Genomic DNA, 14,688 nt, shown 5'->3' with positions numbered 1-14,688 from the left:
TCTCGGAAACATGTTAGGAAAGCTTCCTAACTAAAGGAGGATCCGGATGCGCAAGACGATGGTGCTCACCGCGGCCGTGCTCGCGGTGGCCGGAGCGGTGCCCGCGGTCGCGATGGCCGGGGACGGTCCCGCCGCGGACTCCAGCGGCTGGCATCCGAAGGCGCGCAACATCGTCTACATCCAGGGCGACGGCATGGGCGCGGCGCAGCGGGAGTTCGTCCGGCTCGCGACGACCGGCCGGGCGGGCGACCTGGCGATGAACCGGCTCCCGGTCACCGGCCTGGTGCACACCGACCCCGCCGACCCGGAAGAACTCGTCACCGACTCGGCCGCCGCCGCGACCGCGCTGGCCACCGGGCACAAGACCCGCAACGGCGCGGTCGGCCAGGACGCGCAGGGCCGTCGGCTGCTGACCGTCCTCGAACAGGCGAAACGCGCCGGCAAGTCGACCGGCCTGGTCACGACCGCGCAGGTCACCGGTGCGTCGCCGGCCGCGTTCGCGTCGCACGTGCCTTCCCGCGACCTGCAGAGCGACATCGCCAAGCAGTACCTCACCGAAAGCCGCCCGGAAGTCCTCCTCGGCGGCGGCGAGGACTGGTGGCTGCCGAAGGGCGACCCCGGCGCGTGGCCGGACAAGCCGGGCGAGGAAAGCCGCAGCACGCACGGCAATCTCATCGAACAGGCGAAGCGCTCCGGCTACACCTACGTCCGGAATGCCAGCGAACTCGCCGCGACCCGCGCGCCGCGGCTGCTCGGACTTTTCGCGAACGAGGACATGGTCGACTACGGCCCGGACGGCAAGGGCGCGTACCAGCCGAAGGTCGCGCTGCCGGTGATGGCGCGGAAGGCGCTGGACACGCTTTCCGCCAACCCGCGCGGCTTCTTCCTGTTCCTGGAAGAAGAAGGCATCGACGGAATGTCCCACGAGAACAACGCACACGGCGTCCTCGACGCGGGCCGAGCACTCGACGCGGCCGTCTCCGAGGTGCTTCGCTTCACCCGCTCGCACCCGGACACCCTGGTGATCATCGGCGGTGACCACGAGACCGGCGGACTGGCCATTGAGGACACTGACGGTGCCCCTGAAGGCAACGAAGACGGTCCGTTCCCCGTTCCCGGCACCAAACTTTCGCTGACCGTCGACTGGACCACCGGCGACCACAGCGGTGTGCCGACCCCCGTCACCGCGACCGGCCCCGGCTCGGACCGGCTCGACGGAACGCTGGACAACACCGACGTCTACCGCGCGATGGTTTCCGCCGCACACCTTTCATGAGGCCAAATTCGTGACCCCTTCGTAGTCGCCGACCGCGGCTTCTCCGGTGACGTCGTACTCCAGCAGCACCAACCCGCTGGGCGTGGCTTCGTGATGGGTGAGCCGTAACCCGGTCGCCGACCCCGGGTGCGGAAACTGCAGACGTCCCGCACCAAGCACCGTCGGCGTCACGACCAACCGGACTTTGTCCACGACTCCCTCGGACAGCAAAGTGTTGCCGAGCCGGGCGCTGCCGTGAATCTGCAGCTCCCGGCCCGGTTGTGCCTTGAGTTTTTCTACGGCGGCCACCGGATCGCCACGCAGCACGGTGGTCGGTGCCCAGTCGCCGGTTTCGATCGTGTTCGACACGACGTACTTCGGCAGCGAATTCATCCGCTCGGCGAACGGATCTCCCGGATCGTCGACGGCAGGCCAGTCTCGCGCGAACGAGGTGTAGGTGCGACGGCCGAACAACAGTCCGTCGGCGCGATCCAGCCACTCAGAGGCGAGCTGGACGAAGCGCTGGTCGAGATGCGGGACGAACCAGCCGCCGCGGCCGAACCCGTCGCTGGTGTCCTCTGTGGACGATCCAGGCCCCTGGCTGACGCCGTCGAGGGTGACGAACGCCGTGATCGTTACCCGCATCAGGAACCGCTTTCCGCGACCTGGGAGAGCTGAGCGGTGACCGTGCCCCATCCGTCCGCGAAGCCGAGATCAGCGTGCCGTTCCCTCGACGCTGGATCACCGTGCCGAACAATAACGCGATAATCCGTACCGTCGGGATGATCGCGAAGGACGACCTCCGCCGTCATCGAGACCGGCTGCGGTTTCGCTGGCCGCCAGCCGCTGTCGAGCGCGTTCGTGAAAACGATCCGCTCGTAGTCCTCGACGACGAGGAAACACGCGTCGAGATGCGGGACGAAGATGTCGCCGTCCTCGCTCATCCGCGTGACGAACGCACCCCCAGCGCGCACGTCCAGTTCGTCGACGCGACACCGCAGCGGCGCGGGAATCCACCACTGCGCGAGGCTGGCCGGGTCGGTCCAGGCGTCCCAGACGCGCTTGCGGGGCGCGCGGATGACGCGGTCGAGGGAGAGATCGAGGTCGGGATTCACGGCTGGTCCTCCTGGCTGGTGACGAACTGCTCGAGCCGGTCGGTGCGCCCGGCCCAGACGCGCCGCTGCTCGGCGAGCCAGTCCTCGACGAGCGCGAACCGCTCACGATTGAGCTCGCACGTCCGCACCCGCCCGGACTTCACGGTGCGGATCAACCCGTGCGACTCGAGCATCCGCACGTGCTTCATGAAGGAGGGCAACGTCATCGGCGCCTCGCCCGCGAGGTCGCCCACGCTTGCCGGACCCCGCCCGAGCCGCCGCACGACCGCCCGCCGAGTCGGATCGGCGAGGGCGGAGAAGACCCCGTCGAGGGTGGTCGAATACTGAGCCATGGGGCTAAGTATTGCGGGTGGGGATAGTTAGCGCAAGGGCTAAGTGTTGGGAGGGGTGATGCGGTGGATTGCGCTCGGGTTCGGCGAGCATGGCCTTCGCTTGTTCTGCGCGGGCTGGCCGAACAGCGCGTCGCTGGTCGTGTCACGGATGAGGGCCGGACATCGGCCCGGAGGAAGCGCTGAGAGAGCTGGATATCTGGACTGGCGGCGGACGGGCGCGAAGATCGGTTGGGGCTGACTGCAGTCGAAGGGCCCCGGTGATCTGCCGCCTCAGCCCGTCGAACGCTGGCGGCCCGGCAGTCCGCGCAAACAAAACCGCGGTTCAGCGGTGAAAGAAGTGGCAACCGAGGGAGTCGAACCCTGCGCGGCTTGTGAAGGCGGCGCTCCTGACCGGCCCTGACCCTTCGGCGGGCGACGGCTGCCTGGCTTGTGGATACCCATTCCAACGTCGGCCCCCGCACCGGAATTCCCGCTTCACCCGAACGGGGGCGGCCTGGCAGGCTGGGCGCATGGACGATCTTCTCCTCCGCCGGGTCCGGGTCGGGTTGCAGGGGCCGCTCGCTGACGTCCGCGTGCGCGACGGCGCCGTGTCGGCCGTCGAGGAACCGGGTGCTGGGGCCGGATTCGCCGCGCGGGTGCTCGACGGGCATGGCGGCACGCTCCTGCCCGGGCTGGTCGACGCGCACGCGCATCTGGTCCAGTGGGCGGGTTTCCGCAGGCGCATCCCGCTGGACACTGCCCAGTCCGCCGTGGGCGCGGTCGAGTTGCTGATGGAGAAGCTGCTCGACGCTCCGGCGCGGGAACTCGTCGTCGGGGTCGGGTTCCGGGACGGGCTTTGGCCGGACAAGCCGCACAAGGATCTGCTGCAGCGGGCGCTCCCCGGCCGTGCGGTCGCGTTGTTCAGCGCGGATCTGCATACGCTCTGGCTCAGTCCGGCGGCGTTGAAGCTGATCGGGCGAGAGCATCCGACCGGCGTCCTGCTGGAGAACGACTGCATGAGCGCCACGGCCGCGCTGCCGTCCGCGCCGGTCGAGATTCAGGACGGCTGGGTCGCGGACGCGCTGACGGCCGCGGCCAAGCGGGGCGTGACGTCGGTGGTCGACTACGAATACGCGGACACGGTCGCGGATTGGACTCGTCGGGCCGCCGCCGCGAAACCAGCGACAAGGGTTTCCTGTGTCATCGCGCGGTATCTGCTGGACGAGACCATCCAAAGAGGGCACCGAACCGGCGACGTTCTCGAAGCAGGCGAAGGATTGCTCACGGTCGGCCCGTTCAAACTGTTCGTCGACGGATCGCTCAACACCCGCACGGCTTACTGCCACGACGCGTACCCGGGATCCGGCGAGAAGGGGTTGCTGGAGCTGCCGCCGGAGGATCTGGTGCCGTTGCTGCGCCGCGCGCACGAGCACGGCCTGACTCCGGCGGTGCACGCGATCGGCGACCACGCCAACACCATCGCGCTGGACGCGTTCGCTGAGGTCGGCTGTCCGGGCCGGATCGAGCACGCGCAGTTGTTGCGGCCCGAGGACGTGCCGAGGTTCGCCGCGCTCGGGCTGGTCGCGAGTGTGCAGCCCGCGCACCAGCCCGACGACCGCGACGTCGCCGACCGGCATTGGCACGGCCGCACCGATCGCGCGTACGCCTATCGCGCCCTGCTGGAGTCCGGTGCCCGGCTGGAACTCGGCTCCGACGCGCCGGTCGCGCCGCTCGATCCGTGGGACGGGATCGCCGCCGCGGTCGGGCGGACCGACGACGAGCGGGAACCGTGGCATCCGGAGCAGGCCATTCCGCTGGCGGACGCGCTGGCGGCGTCCTCGGGCGGCCGCCGTGACGTCCAGGTCGGCGATGTGGCTGATCTGGTGCTGACGGCGGCTGACCCGAGTGGACTGTCCACAAAGGAGCTGAGGAGCATGCCGGTGTCGGCGACGATCGTGGCGGGAAGGCCGACGTACCTGGCGTAGCTCACTTCCCGTGCGGGTCCGCGGCGTTGAGCATCGCCACGACCTGGTGGTAGTCGCCGCGGGCCTCGCCGTACCGGAGGAACTTGACGTTCTCGACCTGGATCTCGGTGGCGTCCGGCTGCGTTTCGAGCAACTCCAGGACCTCGGCGACGAACGTGTCCAGCGGCATCGCGAACTCGCTTTCCTCCTGGCCGGGCAGGAGCGCGGTGCGCACGGACGGCGGCTCCAGTTCGATGACCTGCACCGACGTGTCGGCCAGCTGCAGCCGCAACGATTCGCTGAGCATGTGGATCGCGGCCTTGGACGCGTTGTAGCTCGGCGTGGCTTTCAGCGGCGCGAAGGCGAGGCCGGACGAAACGGTGAGAATGGTGGCGTCCGGACGCGTCCGCAGGTGCTCGACGAACGCGGCGATGAGCCGGATCGGGCCGAGGACGTTGGTGGTCACGGTCGCTTCCGCGCTGTCCAAAAAGGACTCTGGACGGCGCCAGTCCTCGACGCGCATGATGCCCGCCATCGGCACGAGCACGTTGAGATCCGGATGCTTCGCGAGCACTTCCTTGGCCGCGGCTTCGATGCTCGCCGGGTCGGTGGTGTCGATCCGCACGGTGTCGAGACCGGGGTTGTCGGCGGCGATCCGCGCGAGCAGTTCGGCACGCCGGCCGCCGACGATGACGGTGTTCCCCTTCGCCCGCAGTTCGCGAGCGAGGGCGAGGCCGATGCCGCTGGTCGAGCCGGGGATGAAGACGGTGTTTCCGGTGATGTTCATGCCACCGAGTTTCGGCGGCCCGGAGCGACGGCGGCAGAGACCGCATATCGGGGGATCGGCGATCCCTGGCTGGCGCGCCCGGCCGAGCCGATACTGGACACATGGATCGAGCTGAGCTGGCTGTCTTCCTCCGCAGCCGTCGCGAGGGGCTGCGGCCCGCGGACGTCGGGCTGCCCGCGGGGGCGCGACGGCGGGCGGCCGGGCTGCGGCGGGAGGAGGTCGCGGCGCTGGCGGCGATGTCCACCGACTACTACACGCGGCTGGAGCAGCAACGCGGACCGCAGCCGAGCGAGCAGATGCTGGCCGCGCTGGCCAGAGCCCTGCGGCTGACCGACGACGAGCGCGACTACCTGTTCCACCTGGCGGGCCGCAACGCGCCGTCACCGATCGTGGCGGCGACGCACGTCGCGCCAGCGCTGATGCGGGTGCTCGACCGGCTGTCGGACACTCCCGCGCTCATCCTGTCGAACCTCGGCGAGGTGCTGGTGCAAAACCGGCTCGCGGACGCCCTGTACGGCGACCGGTCGCAGTACACCGGGCTGGCGCGCAGCGAGATCTACCGGTGGTTCACCAACCCGGACGAGCGGCTGGTCTATCCCGAGCACGACCGGGACCGGCAGAGCCGCGCGCTGGTAGCGAACCTGCGGGTGGTGCACGGGTCGATGGGCCCGCGATCGCGCGCGGGCGAGCTAGTGCGCGCGTTGACCCGCGAGAGCCGCGAGTTCGCGCGGTTGTGGGACGAACATCAAGTGGCCAAACGGTTTGAGGACCACAAGGTGCTCGTGCACCCGCAGCTGGGGGAGATCGAGGTGGACTGCCAGGTGCTGTTCACCGAGGACCAGTCGCAGGCGCTGCTGGTGCTGACCGCGCCGCCGCGCAGCGAGGCGTTCGAGAAGATCCAGCTGCTGGGCGTGCTGGGGAACGAGCAGTTCGCGGGCTAGCCAGGGCGTCAGCGCGGAAGCGGGCCGGTGTAGGAGTCGCGCGCCTGCTCGACAGCTGGCAGATGTTCGTCAGTCCACTCGGCGAGCGCGGCGAACACCGGCGACAAGCTCCGGCCGAGTTCGGTGATCTCGTACTCGGCCCGTGGCGGCACCTCGGCGTAGTAGTGCCGCTGCACCAAACCGTCGCGCTCGAGCTGGCGGAGCCGTTGCGTGAGGACCTTCCCGGTGGCGCCGAGCCGCCGCTCCAACTCGACGAAACGCACCGGGCCGGACTGGCTGAGCGTCCACAGGATCGGGGTCGTCCAGCGGCTGAACAGCAGGTCGACGGCCGGGCTGATCCGGCACGCGGCGAGCGGATCGGCCCCGGTGCGCTCGGTGGCGGTCATGCGGCTCCAATACTTTCCCTGGGGAACCTACTGTACGGCGGGTTTTAGCCTCGCTGTGTCGCTTTCGACCCCTAGCTGAGGAGCAAGTCTTGATCGTCGTCACTGGTGCCACGGGCAACGTCGGCCGCCTGCTTGTCGAATCCCTGACCGAATCCGGCCACGCCGTGACCGCCGTCTCCCGAGGGGTGACCTCCCCGCCGCCCTCGCTGCCCGGCGTCACCCCGATGGTCGCGGATCTGGCCGACGCGGACAGCCTGGCCCCGGCGCTGAAGGGCGCGGACGCACTGTTTCTGCTGGTCTCCGGCGCGGGAGCGCACGTCGACGGGGAAGCTGTCCTGCAGACCGCCGTCGATGCCGGAATCAAGCGGGTCGTCCTGCAGTCGTCACAGGCCGCCGGTACGCGGCCAAGCGCGGTTTCGCACGCGCCGCTGGCCGCATTGGAGGAGACTGTCCGGTCGTCCGGTCTGGAATGGACAGTCCTTCGTCCCGGCGGGTTCACGACCAACACCTTCGCGTGGATCCCGTCGATTCAGGCGCAGCGCAAGGTTTTCTCGCCGTTCGGCGACGTCGCGCTCCCTGCTGTGGACCCGCTCGACATCGCTGAAGTCGCCGCGGCGGCGCTGACCGAGCACAGCCACGCGAGCCGGACTTATGTCCTCACCGGACCTGAGGCGACGAGCCCGCGGCAGCGCGCGGAAATCCTCGGCGCCGCGCTCGGCGAGCCGCTGGAGTTCGTCGAGCTCGGCCGTGAGCAGGCACGGGAGCAGATGCTGCAGCAGATGCCGGAGCCGGTCGCCGACGGCACGCTCGCCATCCTCGGCGAACCCTTGCCGGAGGAGGTTCGCATCAGCCCCGACGTCGAGAAGGTGCTGGGCCGTCCGGCGACCTCGTTCGTTTCGTGGGCCGGCCGTAACGCCGACGCGTTCCGGTGATCAGAAGTCGCGGGAGTGGAGGAGGGATCGCACGCCGAGCTGTCGACGGGGTTCGTGGCGGCGGAGCCCGTCGACAATCACGGCGACTCCGATCCACGTCGCCCCGGCGTCGGCGACCAGGGCCTGCGCGGCGAAGGCTTGGCCGCCGGTGTCGATCCAGTCGTCCACCAGCAGCGCGCGGTCGCCCGCCCGCAGCAGCCGGCGGCTGAAGCCGAGCCTCAGGTGGCGATCCTGGTAATCCGGCGGCGAGGTGCGCTGGAGCCACCGGTCGGAATCGCAGGCCGGGTACCGGTTTTTGCGCACCTCGACGAAGCCCGCGCCGAGTTCCACCGCGACCAGCGGTCCGAGCAGCGACCCGCGGGATTCGGGGCCCAGCACGACATTCGGCCGCTCGTCGGCGAACAACCCGGCGAGCGCCGGGCCCAGTTCCCGCAGCAGTTCGGGCGCACGCCACCAGCCCGTCGGGTCGGGGAAACGGTGCCGGTCCGTCCGGTCCCCGAGCACGACGGTGGCTTCGCGGATCCGGTCCGCCACAGTGCTCGTACGCATGCGTCGATGGTCGCAGCGGCGGCTGCCCGAAGCGAGCGAATTACGGCTTCTGTGCCGCTCCGGCGAGAATCACCGAATGCGCTGGCGTCAGGAACTCCACCTGCGGCGCGCCCTCGCCGGACTCCTCCGGATGCCACGACGGCGTCCAGGTGAGTCCCGGTTCCAGCATCTCGAACGGCCCGAACAGCGCCTGGATCTCCTCGCGCGACCGCCAGATCACCGGGCTGCTCGACCGGTCGTAGAGCTGCTTCAGCTCGACCAGCCCGTCGTCCACATCGGACGGAACGCCCTGGTCGGTGAGGTGCGAGATGGCGAGAAACGAGCCAGGGGCAAGGAGGTCGCGGTACTGCGCGACGAGCGACGGGCCGAGGTCGTCGGTGCTGCCGCTGTCCTCGGCGGGCGGCTGCTGGACGTGCAGCACCGCGATCAGCAGCAGCGCGAGCGGCTTGTCGACGTCGATCACGCCGGTGGCGGCGATCTGCTCCCACAGCCGCTTCGGATCGCGCATGTCGGCGTGGATCACCGCGTGCCGGCCGAGGTCGCCCGCCTCGCGCAGCAGGGTTTCCGAATGCGCGACGGCGACCGGCTCGTAATCGACGTAGCAGACGCGGCTCTCGCCCGGCGCGAGTTCGTCGGCGACCTGGTGCGCGTGGCCCATGGTCGGCACGCCGGAGCCGATGTCGACGAACTGGCGGACGCCCTTTTTCACCAGATGCCGCACGAGCCGGTGCAGGAACAGCCGGTTGGCCTTCGCGATCGGGCGGATCAGCGGGAACTCGCGGATCACCTCGTCGGCGAAGTCCCGGTCGATCGTCCAGTTGGTGGTGCCGCCGAGGTAGTAGTCGTACACCCGCGCGACGCTGGGGTGGTCGAGATCGACCCCGGGAGGCGGGAAGGGTTCGTCGGCCACCGGTGGCTGTTCCTTTCGTCCGGGACTGCGGTCAGCGGGCGGGCGGTGCGCAGCGGCTCGCCCATTCCTTGAGGTATTGCAGGGATTCCTCGCGCGACAGGGTGGCGGCGAGCTGGGCTTCCCACGACTCCTCGTAGGAGGCGAACTCGTCCTGGCCCTGCGGCACGGTGATCAGCTTGACTTTGCTTTCCTGGTAAGCGAAATCGGGAAGGTCGGGGTGGCCGAAGCGGAGGATGGTGAAGTCCTCGTCCGGGTAGGCGGCCGCGTCGCGCGGGAGGATCCGGACCTCGGCGAAGGGATGCGTTTCGACGATCCGGATCATGTGCTCGAGCTGATCGGTGGCGATGCTGGCCTTGGTGCCGTAGACAAGTTTTTCGATGCAGCTGTACTCCATCATGAAGACCGCCTGCGGACCGGGGCGGGCGTCGAAAAGCCGTTGCCGCGCCTTGCGTTCGGCGACCCGGTCGGTGACCCGCTCCTGGCGGCTGGCCTGGAACTGCGCGAGCATGTAATACTCCGATTGGAGCAGCCCCGGGATGCGGTTCCCGGTCCAGCTGAGGATTTCCGCCGCGGCCTGCTCCCGTTCGAGGATCTCGCGGAACCACTGCGGCGTGATCATCCGGCGCTCGGCCCGGCGTGCGGAAGGATCGTTGGCCTGGTTGAGTTCCCGCAACTGGTCGGCCTCGGCGGGCGGGATGCCGAGTACCTCGACGATCCGCTCGAGGTCGTCGGGCCGGGTGCCCGCCTTGCCGCATTCGATCTTCTGGATCTTGGGCTGTTTGCAGCCGATCCCGTCGGCGAGGTCGACCTGGGTCAGCCCGCGTTCGGTGCGCCACTTGAGGATCCGGGAGCCCAGCCGGGAACGCTGGGTCCGCAGGGAGGGCGGCGGTTGCCGGATCGGCGAGGTCACCAGGGGCTCCGTCATTTCGTCCAGCGGCCGATGTGCGAACCTCTGATGATAATGCGCCGACCCGGCGGGCAAAACTCCGGGTCGGCGCCTTTTTCGCAAGGTGCACTGCGGCCGGACGGCGGTTTCGGCGGGGTGGGATTGTTGTCGTGCCTGGTCAGCCGTCGAATTCCCCGCGCCGCACGGCGGAGACGAACTCGTCCCACTCGCCCCGGTCGAAGACCAGCACGGGGGAGCTGTCGATCTTGCTGTCCCGCACCCCGACGAGCCCCTGGGCGGCCAGGTTGACCTCGACGCAATTGCCGGAATTAGGCCCGCAAGCAGCGGGTTTCCGCCAGGCGTGGTCGGGGAACCTCGCCGCCGGACCGGCCGCCGGGAGGCGATGCGCCCGGGCCGGGTTCGCGTGCGGGTGCTCGTGCGGATCGTGCGGGTCGAAGGTGTCCACTGCAACCCCTCGTTTTCTTGTTTTCGGTTCGGGTAATGGAATATTCCGCGATACACGGAATGTGTTCGGAATATTCCTGAGGGTAGTGGGCCGGTGGATCAATCGCGCGGTGCTTCGGGGAATTCACCTGAATGGACACTTCTCGTGCATTGGGGGGTGCTTTCGCACGTGCAATGCGGAATTGATGATGCGGATTTCGTTGTTGAATTGGATTGGGGTTGCTTTTTTCGTGGTGTTGTGGGGGTGGAGGGCGGTGTGGGGTGTCTGCAGTTGATGACACCTGTTGAGCGGTTGATTAGCCGAGCTGCTTGGTGCTGTTTCGGTTGTGTCGCTTGCGATGCGGACTTCTGGCGCGGCGGACGCGGGACGGCCGCGTCGCGGCTCGGTCGTGCGGGCCGGTCTGGGTTGGCGGGCCAGGATGAGCAGGCGGGCCGAGCGGCGAGCGTGGCCGAGTCGAGCGGCCGGGCTGAGCTGAATCTCGCCGAGCGGCTCAGGGACGCTAGGCCGCGCCTAGCCGGAAACCACGAGCGGACGAGCCGGGCTGCATCTTGTCGAGCTGCTCGGCAGCGCTAGGCCGCGCCTAGTCGAGGCCCGCGAGCGGACGAGCGGAGCGGGGTAGATCGGGTTGAACCGAACGGCCGAGCCGTGCGTCGAGCGTGGCCGAGCCGAGCGGCCGGGTTGAGCGGAATCTTGCCGAGCGGCTCAGGGGCGCTAGGCCGCGCTTAGCCGGGAACCACGAGCGGACGAGCGGAGCAGAGTAGATCGGGTTGAGCCGAGCCGAGCTAGTGCGCAGACGCCGCGCCATGCCGATTCGGCAGCGACCCCCCGGCATCGCCCTTGCCACCGTCGTCCCGCCGCTGGCCGGGCGCTGAGCGGCACCCGCCGCGACTCCGGAAACCAGTCCGCGCGACAGCGACCCTCGTCTCCCGGTGCCCGGCCCTGCCCGGCCGGGCACCGGGAGCGCAGAACGCGGGCGGCCGTGAGCAGCCGCCGGCGTCCGCTTCGAGGGTGGTCAGGCGTCCCGGTCCGCGGTGTGCCGCTTGCGGAGCACCGCGCCGGTGACGTGGACGAGCGCTACTCCGCCCGCGGTGGCGAGTCCGGCCAGGACTCCGGCGGTCGCGAAGACGATCGCGGTCGCCCCGACGAGCAGCGTCAGCAGGAGCGCGATCAGCTGCCACGGCCGAGTGCCGCCGTCCGGCTGCCGCGCGGCCAGTTCGACCGACGTCCGCGCGGTCTTCCACGACGGATACGCCGGGCGCGTGCTCGGCCGCGGCGACGGTACGGCCGGCGCTGGTTGCGGCATGCCTGGTTCGTGAAACGTCACGGTCACCCGTCCGGGGCGTTGACTTACGGCGACCGCATACGGTCTGTTGTCGCCGGTGTCCGATTTTCCTGTCCGACGGTATGCCTGGCCTGCATTTTCCGCGCCAGGACCGGTCATTGTGGATCCTTTCTTGTCCGCCGGAAAAGTGCCGGAACACAGTTCCCAGCCCGCCCCCGAGGGGAACTGGTTCCGGCGACCGCGGCGGGTGTCCGGGGAATGGAATATTCCACCCTCTTAACCACTCCTGCCTGCGGCAACGCTATCTTTGCATGCCCGCTGCCGATCGCGCTAACCCGGGGCGCGAAATTCTTCGCCGAAGCCGCGCGGCCTGGTGTTTCGATGCCCGGTATTCGCGATCTTCCGGACTATTCCGTGCGTTATCAATGCGCACATATTCGACCCGATCGGATGAATGTGCGCAGAGGCACACTTTGGGGTTCGCTGTCCTGTTCAACCCAGCGAACGCGAGGGGGTCGCTGCTACGGTGAGTGTTCGGCGCGGACAGGGGAGAACATGGATGTACGGACGCTGGCTCGCGACGAGCGCGCCGACTTCGCGGACTTCCTCGAGACGCTCACGCCCGAGCAGTGGGATGAGCCGACGCTGTGTGCCGGCTGGAACGTGCGCTCGGTCGTCGCTCACGTCGTGAGCTACGACGAACTCGGCGGACGGCAGCTGGCGCGGCGGTTCGTCCGCGCGGGGCTGTCGCTGAAACGGTCGAACGAGATCGGCCTCGCCGAGTACCGGGTGCGCGCGCCGGAGGCACTGATCGACGTCATGCGACGGCACCCGCAGCCGGGGCGGGTCCTGGGCAAGTTCGGCGGGATGGTCGGCTTCCTCGACGGCCTGATCCACCAGCAGGACATCCGCCGCCCGCTCGGGCAGCCGCGGACGATCCCGGCCGCGCGGTTGCGCCGGGCGCTGGAACTGTCGCTGCGCGCGCCGCCGATCGGAGTGTCGCGCCGGCTGACCGGGCTGCGCGCGGTGGCGACCGACCTGGACTGGGCGTCCGGGAGGGGCATCGAGGTCCGCGGCCCGGCGGAGGCGCTGCTGCTCGCACTGGCAGGCCGTCGCGCGGCGGCGGACGACTTGACTGGCCCGGGACTCGACGTGCTGATCAGCCGCACCATCGTGGCTTGACCCGGCTTGATGTGCCGGCCAAAGCCCGCTGCGTGCTGCCCTCCAGTCTGGCTCGGAGTGTCCACGCTGCACGACTCGGACGCTGCTTCCGGAGTGTGGCGTGATCCGGCTTGATGCTGGCCAACGCCCGTGACGTGCTGTCAGCTGCTGCGACCCTGCCCGGCCCTGGATGTCCACGCTGCATTGCCCAGACGCCGCCTCGGGCGACCTGATCGGTCGCGTCATCGTGGCGTGATCGGGCCCGGTTTGCTGACTATCTGCACCACTGTCGTGTGACAACCCTCGCGCGGGGGTTGCGTATGCGCTTGGCGACAGCGGTCATGGCGGCGACCGCACTCCCGAAAGCGAGGTGATGCCCGCACGGACGCCCGCCGCTCTTCCCCCTCGCAGCACCCGTGACTGCCGCCGCGCCTCGCATCGCTCAGGCGGGCACGGGTGCCGGCAACCGCGGCGGCGTCCGCCCTCCGGGGTGTCACCAGATGGTGACGGCTAACCCGGCGGTAACCCGCGCTCGGCCCCCTGTCGCACGCCGAAAGTGCTTGCGGCTGAGGGAAAATCCCGACTTCGATGATCACCCGGACCGGGGGCTTGCGTTACGCGCGGGCGACATCCCAAATGGGACTCCAAGCACCACAAGGGGAGGAGTCCGGTGTTCAGGTGGCAGCAGGCGGAAGGAAAACGGCACGCACTGGACGGGCCGTTCGCACCGCGACCCGGGGAAACGTTCACCGCACTGTGCGGGGCCGAAGTCACGGTCGCCCGCCGAGACGTGCCGCAACTCGGCGGCCATTGGTTCGATCCGACGTGTGCCGAATGCGCGGAGGAATGGCTCCGTCAGGAGGGACAGGCCTGCTCGAGCGAGGCCCGGTGCCTGGCGTGAGCAGTGCGGTGACCGCCTTGCGCGCGCGGATCGCGGCGAGGGCGGATGCAGCGCGCGGGACGCTGGCAAAAGCATCGAAGTCGGGATCGAGGTGCGGTGAATCTGGTGTCTGGCGCGTGAACGGCGCGGGAAATGGCCACGCGATGCCCGCGGGGAACGGCGCATGACCGGACGCTGGAGCAGGCTGCCGGAGCAGCGCAGTTCGGCGGTGGGGCTCACCGGACCCGAACTGGTGACCTGGATTCGTGACCTGCAAGCCACCCTGGCACTCGACCTCGCCTTCCTGACCCGGGCGCTCGACGAACGATCCCCGCGCCCGGACGCGGTGCGGGACCTCGGCGAGCGGCTCCTCGACCTCGGCCGGGCGTTGATCCGGCGGGCCGATCACCTGAACGAGGCCGTCCTGGCGAGCCTGCCCGCGCACGGCTGGCTGCCCCAGGCTGGCGCGCCGGAGAACGCGGCACGGCTGGCGCATCAGGTCGGACGCCGTCCGCTTCGCTGCGGGCCGGTGTATCTCGGACTGTGCGGGGCGGCGTGTTTTCCGGTGTTCGGGCAGGATCCGCACGATCACACGAAAAGGTACGAGCGCTGTCCGGAATGTCTGAGCAAGGGCGGTGCCGCGATGCGCATCGAGTGAGGGAAAGCCAGGGCGCGGTAACAGGCCGGACGGTGGAGTTGTGAGCCGTGGGCCGGAACGAGTTCGGCCGAGGACGGGTTGAGTCGCGGGAGCGTAGCGGCACAGTCGGTGGGCGAACGCGGGTTCGCGAGCTGTCGGGCAGGCTGCTGGGTGCCAGCCTGGGCCAGCGCGCCTAGACCCCCGGTGGTGGGGTGTGCATGACCGG

At 69.4% G+C, this 14,688-nt stretch carries 17 protein-coding genes; 7 read left to right on the top strand and 10 right to left on the bottom strand.

Annotation, left to right across the window (positions count from 1 at the left end; translation table 11 throughout):
• The first annotated feature begins 46 nt into the window (after positions 1-46).
• On the top strand, positions 47-1,276 hold the full coding sequence (locus ACFORO_RS32770) for an alkaline phosphatase (RefSeq protein ID WP_377873483.1): 1,230 nt from the start codon (positions 47-49) through the stop codon (positions 1,274-1,276).
• On the opposite strand, the gene ACFORO_RS32765 is transcribed toward ACFORO_RS32770, so the two are convergent.
• Genes ACFORO_RS32765 through ACFORO_RS32755 form a run of 3 tightly spaced genes read right to left on the bottom strand, consistent with a single transcriptional unit; the run spans position 1,271 to position 2,702 of the window.
• A complete protein-coding gene (locus ACFORO_RS32765; protein WP_377873482.1) occupies positions 1,271-1,900 on the bottom strand; it encodes a dihydrofolate reductase family protein in 630 nt (209 codons plus the stop codon). The two genes, ACFORO_RS32770 and ACFORO_RS32765, sit on opposite strands and share 6 nt — an antisense overlap.
• Entirely contained in the window at positions 1,900-2,370 is a 471-nt protein-coding gene (locus tag ACFORO_RS32760; RefSeq protein WP_377873481.1) for an SRPBCC domain-containing protein, read from the bottom strand. The genes ACFORO_RS32765 and ACFORO_RS32760 overlap by 1 nt, the downstream gene beginning before the upstream one ends.
• Positions 2,367-2,702, bottom strand: coding sequence for an ArsR/SmtB family transcription factor (locus tag ACFORO_RS32755; protein ID WP_354739559.1), 336 nt, complete (start codon positions 2,700-2,702; stop codon positions 2,367-2,369). Before ACFORO_RS32755 ends, ACFORO_RS32760 begins: the two co-directional genes overlap by 4 nt.
• A gap of 509 nt (positions 2,703-3,211) precedes the next feature.
• On the opposite strand from ACFORO_RS32755, the gene ACFORO_RS32750 reads away from it, so the two are divergent.
• Positions 3,212-4,666 (top strand): amidohydrolase, encoded by a 1,455-nt coding sequence (locus tag ACFORO_RS32750; RefSeq protein WP_377873480.1) that lies wholly within the window; start codon positions 3,212-3,214, stop codon positions 4,664-4,666.
• Between the two features lies 1 nt (position 4,667).
• Here ACFORO_RS32750 and ACFORO_RS32745 read toward each other — a convergent pair whose 3' ends face one another.
• A complete protein-coding gene (locus ACFORO_RS32745; protein ID WP_377873479.1) occupies positions 4,668-5,432 on the bottom strand; it encodes an SDR family oxidoreductase in 765 nt (254 codons plus the stop codon).
• Positions 5,433-5,533: 101 nt separating this feature from the next.
• Between ACFORO_RS32745 and ACFORO_RS32740 the strand changes: the two genes are divergently transcribed.
• Positions 5,534-6,373 (top strand): MmyB family transcriptional regulator, encoded by an 840-nt coding sequence (locus tag ACFORO_RS32740; protein WP_377873478.1) that lies wholly within the window; start codon positions 5,534-5,536, stop codon positions 6,371-6,373.
• 8 nt (positions 6,374-6,381) lie between these two features.
• Here the strand turns inward: ACFORO_RS32740 and ACFORO_RS32735 are convergent, their stop codons facing one another.
• The gene (locus ACFORO_RS32735; RefSeq protein WP_354739551.1) at positions 6,382-6,759 is read right to left on the bottom strand and encodes a winged helix-turn-helix transcriptional regulator; all 378 of its coding nucleotides are present in this window, start codon (positions 6,757-6,759) and stop codon (positions 6,382-6,384) included.
• Between the two features lie 89 nt (positions 6,760-6,848).
• Here ACFORO_RS32735 and ACFORO_RS32730 point away from each other — a divergent pair, with 89 nt between their 5' ends.
• Positions 6,849-7,691 (top strand): NAD(P)H-binding protein, encoded by an 843-nt coding sequence (locus tag ACFORO_RS32730; protein WP_377873477.1) that lies wholly within the window; start codon positions 6,849-6,851, stop codon positions 7,689-7,691.
• On the opposite strand, the gene ACFORO_RS32725 is transcribed toward ACFORO_RS32730, so the two are convergent.
• The 5 genes from ACFORO_RS32725 to ACFORO_RS32705 all read right to left on the bottom strand — a co-directional run bounded on the left by ACFORO_RS32725 (position 7,692) and on the right by ACFORO_RS32705 (position 11,805).
• On the bottom strand, positions 7,692-8,240 hold the full coding sequence (locus tag ACFORO_RS32725) for a phosphoribosyltransferase family protein (protein WP_370935565.1): 549 nt from the start codon (positions 8,238-8,240) through the stop codon (positions 7,692-7,694).
• A gap of 40 nt (positions 8,241-8,280) precedes the next feature.
• The gene (locus ACFORO_RS32720) at positions 8,281-9,150 is read right to left on the bottom strand and encodes an SAM-dependent methyltransferase (RefSeq protein WP_377873476.1); all 870 of its coding nucleotides are present in this window, start codon (positions 9,148-9,150) and stop codon (positions 8,281-8,283) included.
• A 31-nt stretch (positions 9,151-9,181) separates the two neighbouring features.
• A complete protein-coding gene (locus ACFORO_RS32715) occupies positions 9,182-10,060 on the bottom strand; it encodes a helix-turn-helix domain-containing protein (RefSeq protein ID WP_377873475.1) in 879 nt (292 codons plus the stop codon).
• Between the two features lie 154 nt (positions 10,061-10,214).
• Positions 10,215-10,502: a DUF397 domain-containing protein gene (locus ACFORO_RS32710; RefSeq protein WP_377873474.1), complete on the bottom strand. Its 288-nt coding sequence runs from the start codon at positions 10,500-10,502 to the stop codon at positions 10,215-10,217.
• A 1,012-nt stretch (positions 10,503-11,514) separates the two neighbouring features.
• The gene (locus ACFORO_RS32705; protein WP_377873473.1) at positions 11,515-11,805 is read right to left on the bottom strand and encodes a hypothetical protein; all 291 of its coding nucleotides are present in this window, start codon (positions 11,803-11,805) and stop codon (positions 11,515-11,517) included.
• Between the two features lie 534 nt (positions 11,806-12,339).
• Between ACFORO_RS32705 and ACFORO_RS32700 the strand changes: the two genes are divergently transcribed.
• The 3 genes from ACFORO_RS32700 (at position 12,340) to ACFORO_RS32690 (ending at position 14,483) form a co-directional block, all read left to right on the top strand.
• Positions 12,340-12,966, top strand: coding sequence for a maleylpyruvate isomerase family mycothiol-dependent enzyme (locus ACFORO_RS32700; protein WP_377873472.1), 627 nt, complete (start codon positions 12,340-12,342; stop codon positions 12,964-12,966).
• A gap of 649 nt (positions 12,967-13,615) precedes the next feature.
• Positions 13,616-13,846 carry a zinc finger protein gene (locus ACFORO_RS32695; protein WP_377873471.1) on the top strand — a complete coding sequence of 77 codons (231 nt, stop codon included), beginning with the start codon at positions 13,616-13,618 and terminating at the stop codon, positions 13,844-13,846.
• Positions 13,847-14,009: 163 nt separating this feature from the next.
• Positions 14,010-14,483, top strand: a complete 474-nt coding sequence (locus ACFORO_RS32690; RefSeq protein ID WP_354739534.1) for a hypothetical protein — start codon at positions 14,010-14,012, stop codon at positions 14,481-14,483.
• The last annotated feature ends 205 nt before the right edge of the window (positions 14,484-14,688 follow it).

It is taken from the genome of Amycolatopsis halotolerans, from assembly GCF_042647905.1.
GTDB lineage: Bacteria > Actinomycetota > Actinomycetes > Mycobacteriales > Pseudonocardiaceae > Amycolatopsis > Amycolatopsis halotolerans.
The sequence above is the reverse complement of the archived record's forward strand: the minus strand, read 5'-3'. Positions and strand labels throughout refer to the sequence as shown.